At 73.5% G+C, this 24,328-nt stretch carries 20 protein-coding genes and 1 pseudogene; 17 read left to right on the top strand and 4 right to left on the bottom strand.

What is annotated here, in order from left to right; all coding sequences use genetic code 11:
* Positions 1-312: 312 nt before the first annotated feature.
* Entirely contained in the window at positions 313-1,848 is a 1,536-nt protein-coding gene (locus ACIOFR_RS26345; protein WP_401001445.1) for a sigma-70 family RNA polymerase sigma factor, read from the bottom strand.
* 515 nt (positions 1,849-2,363) lie between these two features.
* Between ACIOFR_RS26345 and ACIOFR_RS26340 the strand changes: the two genes are divergently transcribed.
* From ACIOFR_RS26340 to ACIOFR_RS26330, 3 genes are all read left to right on the top strand, one after another.
* Complete coding sequence (locus ACIOFR_RS26340; RefSeq protein WP_401001443.1) at positions 2,364-3,776, top strand: hypothetical protein; 1,413 nt, start codon at positions 2,364-2,366, stop codon at positions 3,774-3,776.
* 143 nt (positions 3,777-3,919) lie between these two features.
* Positions 3,920-5,062: a hypothetical protein gene (locus tag ACIOFR_RS26335; protein WP_401001441.1), complete on the top strand. Its 1,143-nt coding sequence runs from the start codon at positions 3,920-3,922 to the stop codon at positions 5,060-5,062.
* A 407-nt stretch (positions 5,063-5,469) separates the two neighbouring features.
* Positions 5,470-6,474: an NAD-dependent epimerase/dehydratase family protein gene (locus ACIOFR_RS26330; RefSeq protein ID WP_401001439.1), complete on the top strand. Its 1,005-nt coding sequence runs from the start codon at positions 5,470-5,472 to the stop codon at positions 6,472-6,474.
* 223 nt (positions 6,475-6,697) lie between these two features.
* Here the strand turns inward: ACIOFR_RS26330 and ACIOFR_RS26325 are convergent, their stop codons facing one another.
* The gene (locus ACIOFR_RS26325; RefSeq protein ID WP_401001438.1) at positions 6,698-6,946 is read right to left on the bottom strand and encodes a hypothetical protein; all 249 of its coding nucleotides are present in this window, start codon (positions 6,944-6,946) and stop codon (positions 6,698-6,700) included.
* A gap of 181 nt (positions 6,947-7,127) precedes the next feature.
* Between ACIOFR_RS26325 and ACIOFR_RS26320 the strand changes: the two genes are divergently transcribed.
* From ACIOFR_RS26320 to iolD, 12 genes are all read left to right on the top strand, one after another.
* Positions 7,128-7,766 carry a hypothetical protein gene (locus ACIOFR_RS26320; RefSeq protein WP_401001436.1) on the top strand — a complete coding sequence of 213 codons (639 nt, stop codon included), beginning with the start codon at positions 7,128-7,130 and terminating at the stop codon, positions 7,764-7,766.
* 327 nt (positions 7,767-8,093) lie between these two features.
* On the top strand, positions 8,094-8,333 hold the full coding sequence (locus ACIOFR_RS26315) for a hypothetical protein (RefSeq protein WP_401001435.1): 240 nt from the start codon (positions 8,094-8,096) through the stop codon (positions 8,331-8,333).
* Positions 8,334-8,710: 377 nt separating this feature from the next.
* Entirely contained in the window at positions 8,711-9,454 is a 744-nt protein-coding gene (locus ACIOFR_RS26310; protein WP_401001434.1) for a GntR family transcriptional regulator, read from the top strand.
* A gap of 455 nt (positions 9,455-9,909) precedes the next feature.
* Complete coding sequence (locus ACIOFR_RS26305) at positions 9,910-10,878, top strand: sugar ABC transporter substrate-binding protein (RefSeq protein ID WP_401001432.1); 969 nt, start codon at positions 9,910-9,912, stop codon at positions 10,876-10,878.
* Positions 10,875-11,981, top strand: a complete 1,107-nt coding sequence (locus ACIOFR_RS26300) for an ABC transporter permease (protein WP_401001431.1) — start codon at positions 10,875-10,877, stop codon at positions 11,979-11,981. Before ACIOFR_RS26305 ends, ACIOFR_RS26300 begins: the two co-directional genes overlap by 4 nt.
* Before the next feature lie 14 nt (positions 11,982-11,995).
* The gene (locus ACIOFR_RS26295; RefSeq protein ID WP_401001429.1) at positions 11,996-12,859 is read left to right on the top strand and encodes an ATP-binding cassette domain-containing protein; all 864 of its coding nucleotides are present in this window, start codon (positions 11,996-11,998) and stop codon (positions 12,857-12,859) included.
* 70 nt (positions 12,860-12,929) lie between these two features.
* Entirely contained in the window at positions 12,930-13,994 is a 1,065-nt protein-coding gene (locus ACIOFR_RS26290; RefSeq protein ID WP_401001427.1) for a Gfo/Idh/MocA family oxidoreductase, read from the top strand.
* Positions 13,991-14,935 carry a TIM barrel protein gene (locus tag ACIOFR_RS26285; protein WP_401001426.1) on the top strand — a complete coding sequence of 315 codons (945 nt, stop codon included), beginning with the start codon at positions 13,991-13,993 and terminating at the stop codon, positions 14,933-14,935. Before ACIOFR_RS26290 ends, ACIOFR_RS26285 begins: the two co-directional genes overlap by 4 nt.
* On the top strand, positions 14,932-15,963 hold the full coding sequence (gene iolC / locus ACIOFR_RS26280; RefSeq protein ID WP_401001424.1) for a 5-dehydro-2-deoxygluconokinase: 1,032 nt from the start codon (positions 14,932-14,934) through the stop codon (positions 15,961-15,963). The genes ACIOFR_RS26285 and iolC overlap by 4 nt, the downstream gene beginning before the upstream one ends.
* Positions 15,960-16,874 (top strand): deoxyribose-phosphate aldolase, encoded by a 915-nt coding sequence (locus ACIOFR_RS26275; RefSeq protein WP_401001422.1) that lies wholly within the window; start codon positions 15,960-15,962, stop codon positions 16,872-16,874. Before iolC ends, ACIOFR_RS26275 begins: the two co-directional genes overlap by 4 nt.
* A gap of 55 nt (positions 16,875-16,929) precedes the next feature.
* Complete coding sequence (gene iolB, locus ACIOFR_RS26270) at positions 16,930-17,883, top strand: 5-deoxy-glucuronate isomerase (RefSeq protein ID WP_401001420.1); 954 nt, start codon at positions 16,930-16,932, stop codon at positions 17,881-17,883.
* Complete coding sequence (iolD, locus tag ACIOFR_RS26265; protein WP_401001419.1) at positions 17,880-19,802, top strand: 3D-(3,5/4)-trihydroxycyclohexane-1,2-dione acylhydrolase (decyclizing); 1,923 nt, start codon at positions 17,880-17,882, stop codon at positions 19,800-19,802. The genes iolB and iolD overlap by 4 nt, the downstream gene beginning before the upstream one ends.
* A 221-nt stretch (positions 19,803-20,023) precedes the next feature.
* Here iolD and ACIOFR_RS26260 read toward each other — a convergent pair.
* Together ACIOFR_RS26260 and ACIOFR_RS26255 are read right to left on the bottom strand one after the other, a co-directional pair.
* Positions 20,024-20,929 (bottom strand): annotated as a pseudogene (locus tag ACIOFR_RS26260) (zinc-binding dehydrogenase); the annotation flags it as partial.
* A 157-nt stretch (positions 20,930-21,086) separates the two neighbouring features.
* Positions 21,087-22,073, bottom strand: a complete 987-nt coding sequence (locus tag ACIOFR_RS26255; RefSeq protein ID WP_401001417.1) for a LuxR C-terminal-related transcriptional regulator — start codon at positions 22,071-22,073, stop codon at positions 21,087-21,089.
* A gap of 607 nt (positions 22,074-22,680) precedes the next feature.
* On the opposite strand from ACIOFR_RS26255, the gene ACIOFR_RS26250 reads away from it, so the two are divergent.
* Positions 22,681-22,887, top strand: coding sequence for a hypothetical protein (locus ACIOFR_RS26250; protein WP_401001415.1), 207 nt, complete (start codon positions 22,681-22,683; stop codon positions 22,885-22,887).
* A 494-nt stretch (positions 22,888-23,381) separates the two neighbouring features.
* On the top strand, positions 23,382-24,328 hold a 947-nt coding region (locus ACIOFR_RS26245; protein ID WP_401001413.1), incomplete at its 3' end, for an FG-GAP-like repeat-containing protein.

Raw genomic sequence — 24,328 nt, 5'->3', positions numbered from 1 at the left:
CCCGTGCCTTCACCTCACGGCTCGGGCTCGGTGTCGTGCCGCCCGGCGGTTCCTTCCCGCCGGGACGCTCCTGTCCTGCGCCCCGGGCGGCCCGGGTCCGCCGGTGCCGTCTCTGCGGCGGCCGTCGGCTTCACCGTGAACTGGCCGTGCCTCGGGACCCCGGCGGCGCGTTCTTCGACGATCCGGACCTGCCGGCCTTCTCCTGTCCGCCCTGCCGCCGGGGCCGCGGTCGGTGTCGGCGGTCGCGGCAGCGGCACCGGGCCCCGCATCCGTGACCGCCTTCGGAGCAACCCCGCCATGTCCCCGGCCCGGTCAGGTCTCCGGTGGGCGCTGCTGCCAGCGGAAGGCCTGACTGTCGTAGTAGTTCCGGCTCTGTGTCAGCTGGTCGCCGTCCCCGGGGTGGTCGGCCTTGGGCCAGTGTTTGAGGCCGAGCAGCAGGTCGTTGGCGGTGTTGACGACCATGCCGTTGTTCTGGAGGGTCCAGAGCTGGCCGCTGTTCCCGTTGGCGCAGGTCTCCTGGACGAGGGGGGCGCCGTCGGCGGTGCTGCCGCCGGTCCCGAGGCAGCGGCCGGTGCCGGCGTTCCTGATCCGGACGCTGTCCCCGACCGGGACGACGGTCCAGGTCTGGGTGGCGCCGCCGTCGCAGGTGCGTTGGGTGAGGGTGCCTGCGGGGTCGGCCTGGGCGCAGAGTCCGGTCATTGCGTTGACCATGGTCCGGGAGCCCGGGGTCGGGGCGGTGGGGGAGGGCGAGGTGGTGCCGGCGGTCGCGGTGACGGGCGGTGCAAGGGTTGTGGAGGGCGGGGCGGTCGGGGCCGGCGGGCGGTTCGGGGAGGCCGCCCGGATCGTCGTCAGCGGCGGGGGCGCCGGCCGGTCGGACGCGGGCCCCAGGTCGGGTAGGACGACGACAGCGGCGACGGTCGCGCCGGTGACGGCCGCGGCCGTCCATGCAGCCTTGGCGGTGCCGAGGCGTGCCGCTCCCAGCTTGGCGGCGGCGGGGGCCAGGTGGGCGCCGTGGCCGGCGGCGGTCGGCCAGAGGAGTTGGGGGCTCCACAGCAGGATGCCTGCGGGCAGGACCGCGCCGAGGCGGCCGTTGATGTCGCGCAGGTCGCGTTCCGCCCGTACGCAGTCGGCGCAGGACTGGAGGTGGCGGCCGAGGTCGTGGGTGGTGCGCTTGTCGGACCGGCGTACCGAGGCGGCGATCAGCCTGCCGTAGTGGCGGCACTCCTCGCTGGCGGTCTGGTCGAGGTGGGCCCGCAGGTAGGCCTCGCGCAGGCCTTCGCGGGCGCGGGCGGCGAGTGATCCGATGCCCCGGGCGGTGATGCCCAGTCGCCGGGCGGTCTCGGCGGCGGGCTCGCGCTCGACCACCGCGTGCCACAGCACGGCCTGCCAGCGCTCGGGCAGCGACCGGTAGGCGCGCAGGACGAGCGACCCCTCCTCGGCGGCGAGCACGGCGGACTCGACGTCCTGGCCGGCGGGCAGGGTGTCGGCCCAGCTCTCGAAGTCGTCCGACAGCTGGGTTCGGGCGCCGTCGCGAGCCCAGTCCACCGCCGTGTGCCGGACGCAGGTCAGCAGGTACGGGCGCCAGGCGTGGTGCGGTCCGGCTCCCGAGGCGACCGAGCGGTAGGTGCGGGCGAAGGCCTCGGCCGCGAGGTCGTGCGCGGTCGCGGCGTCCCGGCAGCAGGTGCGGGCGTAGGCCAGGACGGCGGGGTGGTGACGGGCGAACACCTCGCCCATCACGTCACGGACGGCGGGCCCCGCCGCGGTGTGGGGCTCGTGCAGCAGTGCGGCCAGGTCGGCGTCGCTCAGGTCGGTGAGGTCCGCCCGGAGGGCCGTCGTCAGTACGCTCAACGCTTGCTCCGATCTGCTCGTCGACGGCCGGTGGGATGAGGGTGCGCGGCATGTCCGCCCGCGGGGCCGGCCTGCGTTTCGGCTGGATAGCGGGCAAGTGTGCACGCCCGTTCGCCTCCGCGGCAACGCGCGTCCGGCGGCGGGCAGGGCCGCGAGGGTGTATCGGTCCGGGGCGGTCTTCGGGCGGGCGGTTGCCCGTCGGGGTGTCCCTGTTGCCCGGTGGCGCCGTGAGGCACGGCTCGTCCGCATTCGTACCGTCAGTCGGTCGGCGGGCCGGAGAACGTGTTCGGTAAAGCCTTGGCAAAGTCGCGGGTCGTTCGGCGGCCTGCCCGGTTTCCCCCTCAGGAACCGGGAGACAGGGAGCGGCGCACATGACGACCGGTCGGCGCCCCGTCCCCTGTGCTCCGCCCGGTCCCGCGCTTCGCGGATCGCCGGGGATTCCGGAACCCGCACCACCCCGCCCGTTCGCTGCCGCGCACCCCGTGGCCGGACCCTACGAACCGAAGGACCCGCGCATGGCACGCCGTACCTCCCCGAACGACACGACCCGCCGCTCGCCGGCCACCACCCTCCTCGCCGTCGCGGCCGCGAGTGCCCTGGTCGTCCCGGCCGCGGCCCTCGCCACGCCGGCGGCGGCCGCCGATCCGGGCCCGCAGACGACGGACCGGCACATCGTCGTCCTCGTCAACTTCCGCAGCGCCAAGCTCACCGAACCCGACGTGGACCGCCAGGAGGCCCGCAGCCGGTTCTTCGGTCCGACGGGCTCGCTGGCCTCGTACTACGCGGCGAACTCCGGGGGCCGGTTCGCCGTGGCGCCGGCCAAGGGGGACGGCGTGCTCGGACCGTTCGACCTCGACATGGACAACGCCACCTGTGACACCAACAAGATGGCCGAGCTCGCCCGCAAGGCCCTCCCGGCGGACGTGACCTACGACCACGTGTCGATCGTCATACCCAGCACGAAGGCCTGCCAGTGGTGGGGGCTCGGCCACCAGCCCGGGAGCGTCACCTGGCTCCAGGAGGGGGCTGTCAAGGACACCGCCGCCATCGTCCACGAGGTCGGCCACAACCTCGGCCTCGCCCACCAGGAGTGGCACGTGTGCACGCCGGGCAGCTTCACCGCCTGCACCGCCGACGGCTACAGCGCGCGGACGCCGATGGGCGGGGGCGGCGAGAAGAAGGGCCTCTCCGCGCCGGAGCTCCTCGCCCTGAAGTGGCTGACCCCCCAGCAGACCACCACGCCCACCGCCACCGCCACGGTGCGCCTCACCCCGCTGCACGCCGCCGCGAACACCTCCGGGGTGCGCGCCATCGACCTCCCCCTGGGCAGCGGCGGCGACCGGGTGGTCGTCGAGTACCGCACGCCCGACGCCGGTACCCCGGACATCAACGTCGCGCAGGGCGTCGTCGTCTACCGCGTGCCCAAGGGCCGGTACGACCACGCCGTCATGATCACCAACAGCAAGCGGGACGACAAGACGACCGTCGGCTCGTTCAAGGCCGGCGCGGCCCTCACCGACACCGCGAACGGCCTGTCCATCGGCGTCACCGGCAGCACCGCCGCCGGCGCCGAGGTCCGGATCACGCTCGGCAACGGCTCCACCCCGGACCCCAACCCCGGCCCCACGTCGAGCGCCTCGCCCAGCAGGCCCGGCACCGGGACGACCCCGACCCACACCGCCGCCCCGACCTCCGCCCAGCCGACGCCCACCCGCTCCGCCGGCGACGGTGACGACGCGACCGACATCGGCAGCACCGCCCTCCCGCCCCGGCCTACCGAGACCACCACCACCGGCGGAGCCGCGTCCCTCGCCCACACCGGCGCCGACGTCACCGTCCCCGCCGTCCTCGGCAGCACCCTCGTGCTCGGGGGCGGCGCCCTGGCCCTCCTCCTGCGCCGCCGCCGCGCCCAGCACCGCCGGCACTGACCGCGGCCGCCGCGCCCAGCACCGCCGGCACTGACCGCCCGGGTCCCGCTGACCACCCCGGTCAGCGGGACCTCCCGGCGCCGCACCGGACACCACGCCGCCCGCCCGCAACCACTCACCACACCCAAGAATCGGGACAGCCAGTGTCAGACCCAGCCGCCGACCTGCGCTCGGACGCCGAGCAGACCCGCCGGTCAGCCGCCCGAACGCTCGCGACCCGCCACCGCGGCGCCCTCCTCGCCTACACACGGCAGCTGTGCCGGGACGACCGCACCGCGCAGGGACTCGCCGACGAGGTGTTCGCCGACACCTTCGCGGCGGCCCGCTCCGGAACGGGCCCCACCCACGCGTGGCGGCCCCACCTGCTCACCGCCGCCAGACGCACCGCCGCGCACTGGGCCGACGACCACCGCGCCGCCGTGCTCGCACCCGCCTTCCTGACCTGGCTCCACGCCCTGCCCGCCCCGGACTCCACCGCCCCGCGCACCCGGGCCGCGGTCCTCGCCGAAGACAACTCGCCGACCCTCCAGGCCTTCCGCAGGCTTCCCGAGGACATCCAGGCCGAACTGTGGCGGTGCCTGGAGAAGCCCCCCGGACCGGCGGGCCACCCCCACGCCGTCGCCGTCCCGCCCGTCCGGCTCGTCCACCGCTTCCACGACGCCTACCTCCAGCTCTACGCCCTGCACACGCCGCGCCGCGACTGCCGCCAACTCGTCGCGAGGCTCGGCGACGCCGTGCGGCACGGCCACGGCGAGGATCGCGCCCTCGAACACCACCTGACCCACTGCCCCGACTGCGCCCACGCCCGCGTCGAGCTAGCCGCCATCCACACCTGGCAGCGGCCCGCCCTCCTCACCGCGCTGCTGCTGTGGACGGGACACCCGAGGCCCACCGACCAGCAGGCACCGCCCGTCCACGTCCCCCGGGCCGCCCGGGCCAAGGCCCAGCCCGCCCGCGCCGACCGGACCCTCGCGCTCGGCCTCGTCGTGCTCGGCCTCGCCGTCCTGACCGTGGCGGCGGCCGCCCGGCCGAAGCCGCCCCCGGCCCATTCCCCGAGCATCCTGCCGGTCCGGCCGACGGGCCCTGCCCCACCGACCCCCGTCGCCGCCGCCTCCACCCCCGCCACCGGACCGCGTCCGCCGACGACGTCCGCCCCCTTCAGACCGTCACCCACCAGCCGGCCCAGCGGACTGCGCCTCGTCAACCTGCGCACCGGCCTGTGCGTCACCCCCGGGGACAGCGACAGCGTCCGTCTGGAAACCTGCACCGGCGCCGACTCCCAGTAATGGCAGTTCCTCGGCGACGGCGACGGGCTCCACCAGATCCGCAACACCACCAGCGGCCGCTGTCCGGACGGAACCACCACCGGCGGAAACACCGTCACCGTCGTCCTGCGGGACTGCCACCCCGACCACCGGGAGCAGCTCTGGAAGCCCGTCCCCGACCGCAACCCCGCCGCCCTCCGCCTTTACCTCGCCCCACCGGCGACGGCAACACCGCTCTCGCCCGCCCCACGGCTGGACGCGTGACGGCCTCGATCCCCCGCGCGGGAGACGGGCCGCACCGCGATCCGGCCCACGCACCTGCTCGCGGAGCCGTAGCCGGGCCCGCCGGGCGGGGAGCACCCGGCACGGCGATGAGCTCGAAGTACGTTTCCGTGTGAGGGCGTTGGGTCATGGACAGGCTGTACGGTATGAAGATCCTCGTGCTCGGCGGCTCGAAGTTCCTCGGGCGTGCCTACGTCGCAGATGCCCTCTCGCGTGGCCATGAGGTCACCACCTTCAACCGCGGGGTCAGCGGTGCCGACCTCGACGGCGTAGAGGCCGTACGCGGCGACCGGACCCGACCGGAAGACCTGGAGCGCCTGGTCGACGGCCGGCGCTGGGACGCCGTCGTCGACACCTCGGGCCAGCAGCCGTACGACGTGGCGCAGGCCGCGCGGCTGCTCCGCGGACGCGCGGACCACTACAGCTTCGTCTCCTCCGTCCACGCCTTCGCCGACTGGCCCGCCAAGCCCGTCGACGAGAACTCCGAGACCCTGGACTGCCCGGCGGACACCCCGCAGGACCAGCCGTTCGCCAACGCCCTCAAAGCGGGCTGCGAGCGCGCATTGCTCGACCGGTTCGGCGAGCGCTCGTCCGTCCTCAACTGCGGCCTGCTCTACGGCCCGTACGAACCGATCGGACGGCTGCCCTGGTGGCTGGAACGGATCGCCCGGGGCGGCCGGGTACTCGCTCCCGGCGACCCCCTGCGACCGGTGCAGCTGATCGACGCCAGGGACTTCGCCACCTTCGGGCTCGACCTGATTGACCAGGGCCTGACCGGACGCTTCGTCACCACCGCACCGATCGGCCAGACCACCTACGGCGAGTTCCTGGACGCCTGCGTCCAGGCCACCGGATCGGACGCCGAACTGGTCTGGAGGGACGACGCCACCCTGCTCGCCGCCGAGGTCGAACCCTGGACCGAGCTGCCCCTGTGGGCCCCGGACAATCCGGACTGGCAGAGCACCTGGCGTGCCGACAGCTCCAGGGCGGCCGCCGCGGGGCTGCGCTGCCGACCGGTCGTCGAGACCGCCGGGGACACCTGGGCCTGGCTGCGCAACGGCGGCGCGGCCAAGGTCACCTACACCCAGGGGCTGACCGGGGTCCCGATCGGCATCGAGGCCGAGAAGGAACAGCGGATCCTGGCCGGTTGAGACCCGCGGGCGCCTTTGAGCACGCACGTGCGGCCCGGGTTCGCGGTCTGTGAGCTGCCGACCGGTGGTAAGGAAGGGGGCAGTCCTTCCCCTTTCCTCGGGCTGTCGGAGGCTCAGCGGATCAGTGTTCGTGGGACCGGCACGCTCGTCCCGAACGCGGTCAGCCCGGCCGGCACGGCCCCGGCCGGGTGGTTGCAGCCGATGAAGACGAGGCCGCCCGTGATCAGGCCGCCGGTTCAGGCCCGGCGGCTCCGTCGTGGTCGCACCGGCGCAGGCTCGTCGAACGGCCGTCCGGCCCGGGTTCGGCGTCCGGTGGAGGGGGGCGCAGGCCGGGCAGGAAGGTCAGCGCCAGGACTGCGGCGAGGACGACGGCGAGGACCGCCATCGCGCCGCGGGCCGGGAACCGTTCGTCGAGCCGGCCGGTGGCGACAGCGGCGAACGGGTAGAGCAGGCCGACGACGAGCGCAGCCATGACGTGCGACGGCCAAGTGTTCGGGCTCTCGAACCGCCTGTGCGTTGCCCTCGCCGCTGCCCGACCGGGACCGCCTGCATTCCTGGCCCGCGAGCACGAGGCTGTCCTGTCCGGATCCGGAGCCGTGATCGCTACCGGGACGATCGGTCGAGGACCGGGGCGAGCGTCCGAGCCTTACTATGTGATCACGAGCGTTGGGGTGGGTGTGCGGGGCGTGAGGCCGGTGTCGGTGGTCGGGGCCACGGTTCTGCTGGTCGGGACTCTGGCAGGCTGCGGAGCCGGTTCGCCGCCGCCCGAGGCCGCTCCGACGGTGGCGGGCAGTTCCGTCGCTGCGGCGCCGGGCTCGCTGCGGCTGACCGAATCGAAGTCACTTCCCGGCGGATACCGGGCCGAGAGCCCCGCTACTGTCCGCACCGACTACCCGGCGGGCCCACAGCCGGCCGGTTACGGCAGCCTGGTGGCCAAGTACACCGCTGACTCCGGTGGGACCCTGACCGTCGGCGGAGCCTGGGGCACCATCACCGACCCCGAAGCGGTGGCGACTTCCGCGATTGCCGCGATGCATTCCCCCAGGGACACCTGGACGGTGCCGATGACCGACGTCGAAGCCCGGGACCCGTATGACGCGAAGGGCCGGCTCACGTGCGGAGTCTCAAGCGACTGGCCTCTCGTCACGTCCGTATGCCTCTGGGTCAACCACTACACCGCCGGCTCGGTGAGCTTCCCCGCCTGGATCGAGGGAAACCCGGCCACCCTCGATCAGGCCGACGCCGCCGACCGCACCCGCCGCATCCGCGACGCGATGACGGTCCCCAAGTAGCCGCCGCACCACTCACCCGCGACCGCACGTGTGAGTCCCGAGAGGCCGAGACCCCGGTCCGCTCGCCAAGCGCCGGATCCGGCCGGTCACGGGCCTGCTGTCCCGCGCTGTAGTCCATGGCGAAAGAATGAGGCGTCAGCGTCCGTGCCTGTCAAGGACGGGAAACCGGCCACGCCGGGGCGCTCCGCGGCCAGGGCCGTCTGCTGCCGGCGTCTGGCAGACGGCCAACGGTCGCAGATCGGCGCCATCCGCCGCCTCATCGCCCAGCCCGTCGAACGCCCGACGGTGTGACTTGGGCCGTCGTGCATCGCGCGGGGCGCGGACACGTTGTTCGCCGAGGAACTGCTGGTCTTGGGCGGAAGGCTCGTCGTCGTCCCGTCCAGGGACTGTCGGCCAACCGTGGTCGAACCCGATCACGCCCCGGCCTTCGGCCACTTCTTGGAAGCGGCGGCCGAGGTGGTGATCCTGCCCAATGGGACCGCTGGCCGGAACGCGTACGAGGCCGCACGCGCGGCGGGCCTGGAAGCCGTCGTCGTCCGACTCGACGGCGCCGCACGACGGGACTGACCGGGCTCCGAACTCCTGTGCGGGCGTGGATGCGAGGGCCAGTGGCGCAGGTGGCCGCTCCCGTCCGTTTCGGCCACGGCGACACGACCCGCTCCCTGCGGCGGAGGGTCGTGACCACCGTGCCCCCTGGCGGGTCCGATCAGCGCCCGCCTGCACCCGCGCGGCGATCGATGCGTCGTCCGGGCCCCGGACCGCCGCCCCTGCCGTGACCTCCCCAAGACATCGCAGGACGCGCTCGTTGCGGTCCTGCGTGATCTTCGGCCGACCTCCATCCCCGCGAGGATCATTCCTCCTGTCGTCCTGACATCAGGACCGCGGCCGGGCCGGTGCGCCATAATGGATCCCCACCCTGCCGCCCCTGCCGATGCGGAGTCGCGATGCCGCCCCTCGCCGAGCTGATCAGAGTTGACCGGTCGAGCCCGATCCCGCTCTATTTCCAGGTCGCCGAGCGGCTGGAGGGGCTGATCATCTCGGGCGAGCTGGCCGCCGGGGCGCGGCTCGACAACGAGGTGTCGCTGGCCGGGGAGCTGGGCCTGTCCCGCCCGACCATGCGTCAGGCGATCCAGCACCTGGTGGACAAGGGGCTGCTGGTCCGCAAGCGCGGGGTCGGCACCCAGGTGGTGCACAGCCGGGTCCGCCGCCAGGTCGAGCTGACCAGTCTCCACGACGACCTGGTGCGCGACCACCGCAGACCGCGCACCGAAGTGCTGCGGCTGGCCCGGGTGGGGGCCGGCGAGGAGGTGGCGTCCGCGCTGCAGGTACCGCCGGGTTCGCTGGTGTGGGAGCTGGAGCGGCTGCGCTTCGCTGACGACGAGCCGCTCGCCCTGCTGCGCAACCACCTGCCGGTCGGACTGTGCGCGCTCAGCGAGGAGACGCTGTCGCGAGGCGGCTTGTACGAGGAGCTGCGCGGGGCGGGGGTTCAGCTGGGCGCGGCCGAGCAGTCGATCGGCGCCCGCCGTGCGTCCGCGGCCGAGGCACGGCTGTTGGGCGAGGGCCGGGGAGTCCCGCTGCTGACCATGCGGCGCACCGCGTACGACGTGCAGGGCCGCCCGGTCGAGCGCGGCGACCACCTGTACCGGCCCTCGCTCTACTCGTTCGAGTGCACCCTGCTGGCGCGCTGACCTGTCGTCACCGTCCGTACCTCCCAACCCTGGCGCGGGCCGGCAGGCGGTCGGCGGGTGCTCCGTGGACGGTGCGAAATCGACGCGAAAGCGCCCCTACATGACCGGTCAGTATGTCTTGACATACTGACCTACCGATACCAATCTTGTGGCACTCGAGCGCCCCACCCGCAGCGCCGCCCGACCCTCGCGGCACCGACGCACCATCAGGCCGACCAGGCACCACCGCCCGGAACACCGCTGGAACCCGGACCGCCCGGGACCGATCCCGGCCCGATCACCCCACGTTCGAGCCATCCCCGGACGCCGCTCCGTCGAATCCTCCACCACCGGCCTGCGCCAGCCGCGCGCCGAATCCCACCCTCGGAGGCAGTGCCATGACCCACTCGCGGACCCCCGACGCCGACCGCTCCCTCATCCGTCGCAGGCCTGCCCGTACCCGGCGGTTGCTCACTGTGGCTGCCGCTGCCGCCCTGCTGCTGGCCGCCGCGTGCAGCGGACCGGCCGGCGGGAGCGGCGCCGCCTCCGGCAGCGCGCCCGCCCCGGCCCCCGCGTCCGGTTCCGGTCCGCTCCACGTCACCGTCATCACCCACGCCGGGCCCGGTGACGCGTTCTGGAGCGTGGTGAAGAACGGCGCGACCGACGCCGGCAAGCAGTTGGGCGTGCAGGTCGACTACGCATCCGATCCCGATCCGGCGGGCCAGGCCAAGCTCATCGACAACGCCGTCGCCCAGCACGTCGGCGGCCTGGTGGTGTCGATGGCCAACCCGGACGCCCTGCAGACCGCCGTCAAATCCGCGGTCGCGGCGGGCATCCCAGTGGTCACGGTCAACTCCGGCTCGGCCCGGAGCGTGGAGTTCGGCGCCGTCGGCCACGTCGGCCAGGAGGAGACGGTGGCCGGCCAGGGCGCCGGCGGGAAACTGAAGAGCCAGGGCCTGCACAAGGTGCTGTGCGTCATCCACGAAGCCGGCAACATCGGCCTGACCCAGCGCTGCGACGGCGCCAAACAGGGGTTCGGCTCCGATGTCGTCAACCTCCAGGTGGACGCCAACAACCCCACCGACACGCTCTCCAGGATCCGCGGCGCGCTCCAGGCCGACCCCGCCGTCGACGGCGTTCTCACCCTCAACGCCCAGGTCGCCGCCCAGGCCGTGGACGCGGTCAAGGCGGTCGGGTCCAAGGCCCGGGTGGCGACCTTCGACGTCAATCCGGACGTGCTGGCGGCCATCAAGGCCGGCACCGTGTCCTTCGCGGTCGACCAGCAGCAGTACCAGCAGGGCTACCTGCCGGTCGTGATGCTGAAGCTCTATCACGACAACGGCAACACCCTCGGCGGCGGCCACCCCGTGCTGACCGGCCCGGCCTTCGTCGACAAGTCGAACGTCGACCAGGTCACCGCCTACGCCGCCCGGGGCACCCGGTGAGCCGGCGGTCTGAGGCGGCGGCCACCCTGGCCGCCGCCGCCCCGGCGGGCCGCGAAGACGCCGCGACCGGCGCTCCCGCCGCCGGACCAGGGCGGTGGGGACGGTCCGGACTGCTCCACCGCCTGGTGGTCCGGCCGGAGTTGGGCGCAGCACTGGGCGCCCTGCTGGTGTTCGGGTTCTTCTCCACGATCACCGGGCAGTTCCTCAGCCCGCTCGGCGCGGCGACCTGGCTCGACGACTCGGCGACCCTCGGGATCGTCGCCGTCGCGGTGGCGCTGCTCATGATCGGAGGCGAGTTCGACCTGTCGGCCGGTGTGCTGACGGCCTCCACGGCGCTGGTCACCTCGCTGCTCGCGGTACGGCTCGGCTGGAACGTCTGGGCGGCGCTGCTGGCCGCGCTGGTCTTCGCCATCGCGGTCGGCGCCCTGAACGGCTGGCTGGTGATGCGCACCGGGCTGCCGAGCTTCATCGTCACGCTCGGCTCGTTCCTGGCGCTGCAGGGACTCAACCTCGGGGTGACCCGGACCGTCACCGGCACCGTGCAGGTAGGCGGCATGCGGGCGACGGACGGCTACACCTCGGCCGGTTCGCTGTTCGCCTCCACCATGGACCTGGGCGGTACCACCTTCCCGACCTCGATCGTCTGGTGGCTCGGTGTCACGGCGGTCGCCTCGGTGGTGTTGGTCCGCACCCGCTTCGGCAACTGGATCTTCGCGGTCGGCGGTTCGGCGCCCAGCGCCCGCCAGGTCGGCGTCCCGGTGCAGCGCACCAAGATCCTGCTGTTCATGACCACGTCGGCCGCGGCCTGGCTGGTCGGCAGCATCAATCTGCTCCGGTACACCACCGTGCAGGCCAACCAGGGGGTGGGGCTGGAGTTCCAGTACATCATCGCCGCGGTGATCGGCGGCTGTCTGATGACCGGCGGCTTCGGCTCGGCGGTGGGCGCGGCGATCGGCGCACTGATCTTCGGCATGGCCCGCCAGGGCATCGTCTTCGCCCGTTGGAACAGCGACTGGTTCATGCTCTTCCTCGGACTGATGCTGATCTCCGCGGTCCTGGTCAACAACACCTTCCGCCGCCGCGCCGAACGGGCCCGCCGATGACCTGGGAGCAGCCGATGACCAGCAGGACGCCTACGGGTCCGCAGCACACCACCACCTCCCCGCCCCTGCTGGAGGCCAGGTCCGTCGGCCGGACGTACGGCAGCGTCAGCGCCCTCGACGGGGTGAGCGTCGCGGTGAGCGCCGGTCAGGTCACCTGCGTGCTGGGCGACAACGGGGCCGGCAAGTCCACCCTGATCAAGATCCTCTCCGGCGCGCACGAGCACACCAGCGGCGAACTGCTGCTGGACGGCCGGCCGGTCCGCTTCACCTCGCCGCGTCAGGCACTGGACCGCGGGATCGCGACGGTCTACCAGGACCTGGCCGTCGTCCCGCTGATGAGTGTCTGGCGCAACTTCTTCCTCGGCTCCGAGCCGGTCCGCCGGTACGGTCCGGTACGGCTGCTGGACCGGCGCACCGGCCGGGAGACCGCCCGGGCCGCGCTGGCCGAGATGGGCATCGAACTGGCCGACGTCGAACAGCCGGTCGGCACCCTCTCGGGCGGCCAGCGTCAGTGCGTGGCAATCGCCCGGGCGGTCCACTTCGGCGCCCGGGTCCTGATCCTGGACGAGCCGACGGCCGCGCTCGGCGTCCGGCAGGCCGGGGTGGTGCTGCGCTACGTCGCCCAGGCCCGGGACCGGGGCCTCGGCGTCGTCCTGATCACCCACAACCCGCACCACGCCTACCCGGTCGGCGACCGCTTCCTGCTGCTCAAGCGGGGCCGCAGCCTGGGCTGCTTCGAGAAGGCCGACATCTCGCTCGCCGAGCTCACCCGGCAGATGGCGGGCGGTGCCGAACTGGACGCCCTCGCACACGAGTTGCGCGCCGGCGACGCCGACCCCGCCGATCCCGCCCACGCCTCGGACACCACCGGCTCCTGACCGGCCGGCCGCACCCCGTACGCCCCGGCTCACCCGGCCCTCCCTGCGCTCCCCGACGAAAGGCCCTCCCATGCGTGTCGGTCTCCTCGGTACAGGCCGCATCGGCCTCTTCCACGCCTCCACCCTCGCCCGCCACCCGGCCGTCACCGAGTTGCTGCTCGCCGACGCCGACCCGGACCGCGCCCTGGACGCGGCCGCCCAGCTGACCGCCGGCCCCGGCGGCGCCGAGGTCGTCGCACTCGACACGGTGGGCGCCGTGCTCGCCGCAGGTCCGGACGCGGTGGTCGTCGCCACCGCCACCGACGCCCACGCCGACCTGATCGTCCGAGCCTCCCGGGCCGGGCTGCCGACGTACTGCGAGAAGCCCATCGCCACCGACCTGGCGGGCACCGTCCGCGCCCTGCGCGAGGTGGAACGCAACGGCACCGCCCTGCAGATGGGTTTCCAGCGCCGCTTCGACGCCGGTTACACCGCGGCCCGCGCCGCCTACCGCTCCGGCGAGCTCGGCTTCGTGCACACCCTGCGGACGGTGACCGCCGACCCGGCGCCCCCGCCACCCGGCTACGTGCCCACCTCCGGCGGACTGTACCGGGACTGCCTCGTCCACGACTTCGACGCGGTCCGCTGGGTGACCGGCCGGGAGATCCTCCAGGTGTACGCGACCGGCTCCAACCGCGGCGAGCCGTTCTTCTCCGCCGCCGGCGACGTCGACACCGCCGCTGCGCTGCTCACCCTGGACGACGGCACGCTGGTCAGCTGCACCGGCACCCGCTACAACGGCGCCGGGTACGACGTGCGGATGGAGGTCAGCGGCAGCCTGGCCCAGATCACCGTCGGTCTGGACGGGCGCACCCCGCTCACCTCGGCCGAACCCTCCGGCCCCGCCGCACCGAAGGAGCCGTGGCCCGACTTCCTCAGCCGTTTCCACGACGCCTACCTGGCCGAGCTCGACATCTTCCTGGACGTCGCCCGAGGGCGCCGCCCGAGCCCCTGCACCGGTCACGACGCACTCGAGGCGCTGATCGCCGCCGAGGCCTGCGAGCTGTCCCGCGCACTCGGCGTGCCGGTGGCCGTCGACAGCGTGCGCTCCGCCGCGGCCCTGCGGGCCCTGCCCGCACAGGGGGTGGCCCGATGACCGGGCAGCCGCCGACCGGACAGCCGTCGACCGGACAGCCGCCGACCGCTGCGCTGCGGCCCCGGCTGGCGGCCGCGCCGATCTCCTGGGGCGTGTGCGAGGTCCCCGGCTGGGGCCACCAGCTGTCCGCCGACCGGGTCCTCGCGGAGATGGCCGGACTCGGCCTGACCGCGACCGAGTTCGGCCCGGACGGCTTCCTGCCGGCCGACCCCGCCGAGCGGGCCGCCACCCTGCGCTCGTACGGTCTGGCCGCGGTGGGCGGCTTCGTCCCGGTCGTGCTGCACGAGCCCGACCACGACCCGGTGCCCGCTGTCCGGACCGCGCTGCGGGCGCTGGCCGGCTGCGGCGCCGGCACCCTGGTGCTGGCCGCCGCCACCGGCCGGGACGGCTACGACGACCGTCCGGCGCTGGACGCCGCCGGCTGGCGCACCCTGCTCGCCAACCTGGCCGCGATCGTCGCTCTGGCCGCCGCGGAAGGCGTCACCGCCACCCTCCATCCGCACATCGGGACCATGGTGGAGCGCGCCGAGGAGGTCCAGCGCGTCCTGGACGGCGGCGACGCGCCGCTCTGCCTGGACACCGGCCACCTGCTGGCCGGCGGTACCGACCCGGTCGACCTGGCCCGCCGGGCCGCCGGCCGGATCGCCCACGTCCACCTCAAGGACGTCGACGCCGAGGCCGCCGCCCGGATCAGGTCCGGCGAGGTCGGCTACGCCAAGGCCGTCGCCGCCGGCCTCTACCGGCCGCTCGGGCAGGGCGACGTGGACATCGCCGCGCTGGTTCCGGCTCTGGAGCGCGCCGGCTACCGCGGCTGGTACGTGATGGAGCAGGACACCGTGCTCACCGGCGCACCCGCGCCGGGCACCGGCCCGGCCGCCGACGTACGGGCGAGCCTGGACTTCCTGCTCGCACTGGAGCCCGAGAGGACACCGGCCGGATGAACCGCCCCCACGACCTGATCACCCTGGGCCGGGTCGGCGTCGACCTCTACCCCCAGCAGACCGGTGTGCCGCTCGCCGAGGTCGAGACCTTCGCCCGGTCGCTCGGCGGCACCGCCACCAACGTGGCCGTCGCCGCCGCCCGCCACGGCCTGCGCACGGCGGTCGCCACCGGCGTCGGCGACGACCGCTTCGCGCCGTACGTGCGCACCGCGCTGCGCCGCTTCGGAGTCGACGACAGCCAGGTGGTGACGGTGACGGGCCGGCAGACCCCGGTGGTGTTCTGCGAGATCCACCCACCGGACGACTTCCCGATCCTGTTCTACCGCGCCCCGATCGCCCCGGACCAGTGCCTGACCTGCGAGGACCTCGACCTCGCGGCCTTCACCCGGGCCCGGATGATCTGGATCACCGGCGGCGGCCTGGCCGTCGAACCGTCCCGGACCACCACCCTGGAGGTGGCGGCGCTGCGCGCGCCCGGTGCCGACACCGTGCTCGACCTCGACTGGCGGCCCTCGTTCTGGGCCCGCCCCGAGGACGCCCGGCACTGGTACGCACGGGCGCTGGAGCTGGCCACCGTCGCCGTCGGCAACCGCGAGGAGGCCAAGGTCGCCGTCGGCACCTGCGACCCCGACAAGGCCGCCGATCTGCTGCTGGCCGCCGGGGTGCGGCTCGCCGTCATCAAGCAGGGCCCGCACGGCGTGCTGGCCCGCACCCCCACCGAGGAGGTCGTGGTCGAGCCGATCACCGTCCGGGTGGTCAACGGCCTGGGCGCGGGAGACGCCTTCGGCGGCGCGCTCGCCGCCGGGCTGCTCGCCGGCCGCCCGCTGCGAGAGGTCGTCGAGACCGCCAACGCCGCCGGCGCACTGGTCGCCGGGCGGCTCGCCTGCGCCGACGACATGCCCGAGCCGCACGAGGTGACCGAGCTGCTCTGGCGCAACGCCCGCCGCCAACCGCAGGACCCGCCACTGTCCGTACCACCCCGCGCTTTCACCCTGGCCGCCCACCGACCCCGGGGCGTGAGCCTGTGACCACCGACTCCGGCCCGCTCGCTCTGGCCGCCCGCCGCCGCCCCGACCTGGGCCACCTGACGGAGCTCCGGGCGACCGACCCGCAGGCCGTCGCCAAGGCCCTGCTGCTGCGCCCACGCTTCGACCGGGCGGCGCTGGCCCGGCCGCTGTTCGTCCTGGCCGCCGACCACCCGGCGCGCGGCGCGCTGGCGGCCGGCGGCTCCCCGACCGCGATGGGCGACCGGCACGAGCTTCTCGCCCGCTGCATCGAGGCACTCGCCCGCCCAGGTGTGGACGGCTTCCTCGGCACCGCCGACCTGGTGGAGGACCTCACCCTGCTCGGCGCCCTCGACGGCAAACTGGTGCTCGGCTCGATGAACCGCGGCGGGCTGCCCGGCGCCGCCTTCGAACTCGACGACCGCTTCACCGGCTACGACGCCCGCGGCATCGCCGAGGCGGGTCTGGACGGCGGCAAGCTGCTGCTGCGCCTCGACCCCGACGACCACGGCACCGTCACCACCCTGGAGAGCGCCGCTCACGCCGTCGACCAGCTGAACGAACGCGGCCTGATCGCCATGGTCGAGCCGTTCAGCTCCCGCCGGGAGGGCGGCCGGGTGGTCAACCGGCTCACCGCGGACGACCAGATGTGGGCCAACAACATCGCCCAGGGTCTCGGCCGCACCACCGCCCACACCTGGCTCAAGGTACCGGTGGTCGAGGACATGGAGCGGATGATGGCCTCCACCACCCTGCCCGCGATGCTGCTCGGCGGCGAGGGCGGCGGCGACCGCGACGCGCTCTTCGCATCGTGGCGACGCGCGCTGCGGATCCCCCAGATCCGCGGCCTGATGATCGGCCGCACCCTGCTGTATCCGCCGGACGGCGACGTCGCGGGCGCCATCGACACCGCCGTCTCGCTGCTGGAACGCTGACCGGCACTCACCCACCACCAACCCCCACCACTCCCCGACACCACCAGGAGACACCGTGCCTGCGGACGCGCCCGGCCCCGGCCCCGTACGGCTGCACCTGCCCGACGGGTCCGCCACCCGCGACGGCTACCGCTGCCGGATCGACACGGCGACCGCCGGCTGGACCTACACCTCACTGCGGATCCTCGACCTGGCGCCCGGCGCATCCCGGACCTTCGACACCGGGGACAGCGAGTGGATCGTGCTGCCGCTCTCCGGTGCGTGCCGGGTCGCCTGCGACGGCCGGACGCTGGACCTGCACGGGCGGCCCGACGTGTTCCGCGCCGTCAGTGACTTCGCCTACCTGCCACGTGACAGCACGGCCACCGTCACCAGCGCGGCCGGTGGACGGTTCGCCCTCACCGGGGCCCGGTGCGAGCGGCGGCTGGCCTTCCGTCACGGACCGGCGGACGAGGTCCCGGTGGAGATCCGCGGCACCGGGAGCAACTCCCGGCAGGTCAACAACTTCGCCGGGGTGGACGCCTTCGACACCGACCGGCTGATCGCCGTCGAGGTGCTCACCCCGGCCGGGAACTGGTCCTCGTACCCGCCGCACCGGCACGACCGGGAGCGTCCGGGCGTGGAGAGCCGGCTGGAGGAGATCTACTGGTTCACCATCGCCGACTCACCCGCGGGCACGCCCGGCAGCGGCTACCACCGGGTCTACCCGTCCGGCGACCGCACCCGTTCCGACCTGCTCGCCGAGGTCCGAACCGGTGACGCGGTGCTCGTGCCCGACGGCTATCACGGCCCGTCGATGGCGGCGCCCGGGTACGACATGTACTACCTCAACGCGATGGCCGGGCCCGGCGCCACCCGTGCCTGGCTGATCTGCGACGACCCCGCCCACAGCTGGGTCCGGCAGACCTGGATCGGCCAGGCCGCCGACCCGCGGCTGCCGCTGTACACCGCACCCGCCCGCGGAGCATCAGCACCCGCACCCGCACCGACGGAAGGCCCCGAGCGATGACCGCCGCCAGTCCCGAGGCGCCCGGCGCCGTCGTCCGCCTGACCACCGCCCAGGCGCTGGTGCGCTTCCTCGCCCACCAGTTCACCGAACGCGACGGCCACCGGCAGCGGCTGATCGCGGCCTGCTGGGGCATCTTCGGCCACGGCAACGTGGCGGGTCTCGGGCAGGCGCTGCGGCAGGCCGGGCAGGACGGTCCGGACGGCATGCCGTTCCTGCAGGGCCGCAACGAGCAGGCGATGGTGCACGCCGCCGTCGGCTTCGCCCGCCAGCACGGCCGGGCCGCCACCCACGCCGTCACCACCTCGATCGGCCCCGGCGCCACCAACCTGGTCACCGGCGCCGCCCTGGCCACCGTCAACCGGCTGCCGGTCCTGCTGCTGCCCGGCGACGTCTTCGCGACCCGCCCCGCCGACCCGGTCCTCCAGCAGCTGGAGTCACCTGTCTCGGGCGACCTGACGGTCAACGACGCGCTGCGCCCGGTCTCCCGCTACTTCGACCGGATCTGGCGCCCGGAGATGCTGATCGACGCGGCCCTGCACGCCATGCGGGTGCTGACCGACCCGGTCGACACGGGGGCGGTGACGCTCGCCGTCCCGCAGGACGTCCAGGCCGAGGCGTACGACTGGCCGGTCGCCTTCTTCGCCGACCGCCTCTGGCGGATCCGCCGTCCGCAGGCGGACGCAGGGGAGCTGGCCCGGGCCGCCGAGCTGATCAGGGCCGCCCGCCGGCCGCTGCTCGTGGCGGGCGGTGGGGTCCACCACAGCGGGGCCGAGGCGGCCCTGGCCGCTCTCGTCGAGGCGACCGGCCTGCCGGTCGCCGAGACGCAGTCCGGCAAGGGCTCGCTGCCCTGGGACCACCCCGCGCAGCTCGGTGCGGTCGGCCACACCGGAACCACGGCGGCCAACGCCGCCGCGGCCCGGGCCGACCTGGTGATCGGTGTCGGTACCCGCTGGACGGACTTCACCACCGCATCCGCCACCCTGTTCGGTTCGCCCGGCGTCCGCTTCGTCAACCTCAACATCGCCGCGCCGGACGCCCACAAGCTGGCCGGCGAGCCGCTGGTGGCCGACGCCCGCAGCGGACTGGAGCAGCTCGCCGCCCACCTGGCCGGCCACCGGGTCGACCGGGAGCACCGGGAGGTGTGCACCGCCGCCGCCCGTACCTGGCAGCAACTGGTCGACCGGGCCTACCACGCCCCGGACCCGGCCGCCCGGCCCACCCAGACCCAGCTGCTCGGTGTGCTCCAGGAGACCCTCGCCGAACGCGACGTGCTGGTCAACGCGGCCGGTTCGCTCCCCGGCGACCTGCACCGGCTGTGGCGGGCCCGCGACCCGCGGCAGTACCACGTCGAGTACGGCTACTCCTGCATGGGGTACGAGATCCCGGCCGCGCTCGGCGTCCGGCTGGCCGCCCCCGATCGGGAGGTCTTCGCGCTGGTCGGCGACGGCACCTATCTGATGATGCCGACCGAGCTGGTCACCGCCGTCCAGGAGCACATCAAGATCATCCCGGTGCTGGTGCAGAACCACGGCTACGCCTCGATCGGCAACCTCTCCGAGGCGGTCGGCGCCGAACGCTACGGAACGGCGTACCGCTACCGGGCGCCGGACGGCGGCTACACCGGTGACCCGCTGCCGATCGACCTCGCGGCCAACATGGCCAGCCTCGGCCTGGAAGTCCTGCGGGCCGACACCGTGGAGCAGCTCCGCCACGCCCTGCGCACCGCCCGCGCCGCCGACCGCCCCACCGCCGTGTACGTCGAGACCGCGGCGGCGGCAGCCCCCGAGGACCTCGCTCCGACGGCCACCGCGTCCGCCTGGTGGGAGGTCCCGGTCGCCGAGGTCTCCACCCGCCAGGCCACCGCCGAGGCCCGCCGGGCCTACGACGACGCCAAGCGGCGGCAGCAACGGCACCTGTGACCCCGCTGAAGGCCATCACCGCCGCCCACCTGGTGTGAGTGCCGGGCGCCGGACCGAGGCCCGAGTGGACGTCGACCGGCACGTCCCAGAGCCGAGCGGGAACCGTACGGCTCGCCCGTCGAGGTGTCGAGCTGTTGTTCCCGTTCGGGCTTCCGTCGACCGGGGAAGCCCGACCGGACCCGGCCCGCCGACCCATCCTGAAACGATCGGTCAACGGCTGCTCAGGGGCGCAGGATGATCCGGATCGGGTTGCCCTGCTTGCTCGCCAGGCGCCGGACTGCCTCCGGCGCTTCGGAGAGCGGCAGGATCTCGCTGACGGACCGGGAGAGGTCCAGTCGGCCCAGCTCTGCGAGCGCCACCAACTGCTGGACGTGCTCGACCCGCGAACCGTAGTGGCCCAGGATCTGCTGGCCGAGGTAGCTGAACCGGGTGCCGTCGGTCACCGTGATCGGCTGGTCGCTGAGCCCGACCAGCACCAGCTTGCCCCGCTCGCCAAGGCAGCAGATCGCCTGCTCGCGTACCTGCGGGACACCGGCGAAGTCGAACGCGATGCCCAGCCCGGTGCCGCCGGTGGCGTTCGCCACGGCCAGGTCGAACTGCTCGTCGGCGGGATCCAGCGCGACGTCCGCCCCGAATGCCAGGGCCCGCTCGCGCGCCGCCGGCAGCGGGTCCACCGCGACGATGGGAGCCGCCCCGACCAGGCGCAGCAGCTGGACCGCGTGGGCGCCGAGGCCACCGACGCCCCAGACGCCGACGGCCTGGGCCGGCTGGGTTTGCGCGGTGGTGGTGATCGCCGCCCAGGGGGTGGAGACCGCGTCGGGGATGAAGCAGGCCTGCTCGAACGGCAGGCTGTCCGGGATCGGGGTCACGGTGTCCGCCCGGGCCACCGCGTACTCCGCCCAGCCCCCGTCGTAGTCGACCCCGCGGGTGAAGACCACGCCGCCGCGGGGCTCCCCGGCTCGCAGCAGCACTCGTTGACCGGACGCCAGGCCCGTCACCCCGTCGCCGACCTCGTCGATCGTTCCCGCGTTCTCGTGCCCCAGGGGCACCGTGTCGCCCGACAGCCGCAGCGGCGTGAGACTGCCCTCGATGAGGTGCACGTCGGACAATGTCAATGATCTGCAAGCCCTCATCTGAACGATGCGAAGGACCGGTGGTCATGGGCGGTTCTGCCTTGCGCCTGGAGGCCCACCGTGGTGCCTCTGGCGCGGGCCGTGGCCGCTCCCGTCCGGAGCCGGGTCCGGTGGTACCGGGTGACTCCCGCGCGTCGCGCCCTCGGGCGGCTCAGAGCCAGCCGTGTTGCGCTGCTTTGAGTCCCGCTTCGAAGCGGCTGCTGGCGTTGAGACGTTCCATGAGGGCTGCCATCTGCCGGCGGACGGTGCGCATGGAGACGCCCAGCCGTTTGGCGACCGTTTCGTCGGTGAGACCGGTGGCGAGGAGCGTCAGCAGTTGCTTCTCGGTGGTGTCCAGCCCGGTCCGTGCGTCGCGTTTGGGGTCGGCGCCGAGTGGAACGGCGGTCTCCCACGCCTGCTCGAACATGGCGACGAGGGTGGCGATGACGGCTGGTTCGCGGGTGCACAGTGCGCCCAGGCGGGTGTTGGCGGGGTCGATCGGCACCACGGCGACCTGCCGGTCGAAGATCAGGAGACGAGGTGGCAGGACGGGGGCGGTGCGTACCTCAGCGCCCCGGTCGGTCATCCACTGGGCGTAGGCGAAGGTGGCGGCGTCGTTGCGCACGCTGTGCTGGTAGAGCGTCAGAAGACGGACACCGCGCCCCATCGCGTCCTCGTCGAGAGGCTGCGACGCCTGCAGACTGGCCTGGGACTGGGCCCCGCCCGGCATCACCGACAGGCACTCGTCGGTCAACTCCTTGGCCAGCACCTCCAGCCGCGTCTGGATGGCGTCCAGCCCGACCAGCCGTTGTGAACCCTCGGCTGGAGTGTCGGGTCGCAGGTGCGCGAACTCGGCGACCGCCCGGGCGGCGGCGGCCTTCTGGGCGGCCAGCTCCTGCTGGCGGCGGGCGACGTCCTCCTCCTGGCGCCTCAGGACCACGTCCAGTGCGATCTCCGGGCTGATCGCTCGTAAGGTGCCCGGGTGGTCGAGGGATTGACGCAGGAGGGTGAGGTCGGCGAGCTGGTCGAGCGCCTCACGGACCCGGGTCTCCGGCAGGGCCAGGTGCGCGCACAGCTGGGCCACGCCGAGGCATGGATCGGTGAGCATCGTTCGGTAGACGGCCTCGGCAGCCGTGCTCAGTCCCAGCATCTCCAGCATGTGTTGCCCCCGGTTTCGTCGAACGGGCGATCGCCCCGCTTCCGATCGGTCATCCTCGCAGCCGGGGGAGAGGTTGTGTGCCAACCGAGCAAAGATCGGTCGGATGCCCTCCGCTTTCACACACGGACCGGCCACTCCGAGCCATCCCCATCCGGTACGAGGTGCGGGCCCGACGTCTCGCCCCACCCCGCCATCCGGCTGACCGTCAGGCCGAGCCGGAGGCCGCGACGCCCGTTCTGATCGCCGATCGGCGGTGGTCCGGCCGGGGCCTGGGGCGCGACGGGTGCGGTACGGGCCCACCGGTTGACCCGCGCGCCGCGCCGCCGCGGTCGCCGGTCGCCGTCGGCGCCGACCGTCACCTCGGGTATCCGTCCCGGGGCAGGCGGCCCGCCTGCCGCGCGGCCCTGTGGCTGCTGCTCTGCGGGGCGGCCCTGTCGCCAAGGTGACAGGCCGCTTGGTGACAGCCGGAACCTCTTCTGGGGGCCTTGGGTAACCGGCAGAGTGGTTCTCACCGGAACGGCGGGGGAAGCAAAAACCACCTCGTGTCCGGGAATTCCGAGAAACGAATTTCCCAAGTCCCGCTCATCCATCCGACAGGAGTACCGCCATGCCGAACGCGGCCCGCATTCTCAAGTCCGCCGCCATCGCGGCCGTGCTGCTCGTTGCCGCCGCGCCGACGGCGGTGGCGAGCGGGATCGGCTGGGACGTGCTGCCGTCAGCCGCCGCGTCGGTGGCCGGAGCGCCGGCTGACGGCATCGGCTGGGACGTGCCTTCCGCCGCCGGCCCGCAGGGCGATGGCATCGGCTGGGACTGATTCGTGATGTACCTCGTGAGCCTTTCCCTGGCCTGCCGTGCGAACCCGATGCCCGGTACGGCGGACGCGCACGCCGTCCACGACGTCCTGTGGGCTCATGCCGGCCCAGGTGACGGTCTCGAACACGTCCGCGCCCGCGTCGTACCCGAGGGCATCGACCTCGTCCTGTTCATCAGCGCCACCGGGCACGGCCGGGCCACGGCCCAAGCAGCGGACCTCCTACGGCGCGTGGGGGCGTCAAAGGTGATCTCGCGATACGCCGTTCCTGACGTCATGTGACCTACCTCTTGTAACCAACCTCCTCCCTGACCGCCGCAGCGCCGAGGCACGGGCAGGTCGACCCAGGACGTCCACGTCCTCCCGTGCATTCCGGCCCGCGCCGGTGGTCGACCCGGGGCTTCTGCCGCGGTCGTCGGCCGACACCGTCACGGTCGCTCCCCACGGCACATCTCGTCCCGTCACGTCAGCAAGTCGTCACGCAAGGAGTTCCTCCCATGAACGTTCGTCTCACCAGCCTCACGCACCTCAAGAACGCCGGAGCCGCGGCGATCGCGGCCGCCACCATCACCGGTCTGGCCGTGGTCCCCGCCCACGCCTCCGCAGCCTCGATCGCCACGACCGCGAACAACGAGATCGGCAACGGGCCGTGTGCCCACGATGGTTATGAGTCCGGTGCCGGTGGCCAGTCCTCCAGTTGCGGAAGCGGCGGCGGCCAGTCACACGCCTGGTGCTCGGACTTCGTCGGCTGGGTCTGGGCGCGGAACGGCGTCGCCCACCTGGGCGACCTCGACGACCGCGCCGCCAGCGTCTACGAGTACGGCAAGCGGTACGGCACGCTCCACAGCACCCCCCAGGTGGGCGACGCGGTCGTCTACAACTACAGCGCCTCCGCCGCCTACGCCGATCATGTCGCCCTGGTCACCGCGGTCGGCGGCGGATCGGTCACCATCGTCGGCGGCAACGAGGGACACTCCAGTGGCCACACCGAAGGCATAGTCCAGCGCGAGAGCACCACCAGCTACGCCGTCGGCGACGCCCCCTGGGGCCAGACCATCAGCGGCTACATCTCACCCGCCGGAGTCTCCACCCCGACGACCGTCGACATCACCGGTGACGGCAAGGCCGATCTGATGGTGCTGAGCACCGACGGCACGATAGGGCGCCGGGTCGGGACCGGGACGAGTTTCGGCGGCGGCACCGACGTGAGTGCGGGCTGGCAGAACTTCCTCGGCCAGGCGGGCCAGGGCCGGATCTACTTCGCGGACATCAACGGCGACGGCAAGAAGGACCTGCTCGTCCAGGGCGCGGACGGCAACGTCGGCGGCCACTTGAACAACGGCGACGGCACGAGTTTCGGTGGCAATGTCGCGTTGTCGGCTGGTTGGCAGAATTTCCTGGGTCAGGCGGGTCAGGGTCGGCTGTACTTCGCGGACGTGAACGG

Source organism: Kitasatospora sp. NPDC088346 (genome assembly GCF_044740765.1).
Taxonomy (GTDB): Bacteria; Actinomycetota; Actinomycetes; order Streptomycetales; family Streptomycetaceae; genus Kitasatospora.
Note: the sequence above shows the minus strand (reverse complement) of the source record. Positions and strands in the feature narration are given on the sequence as shown.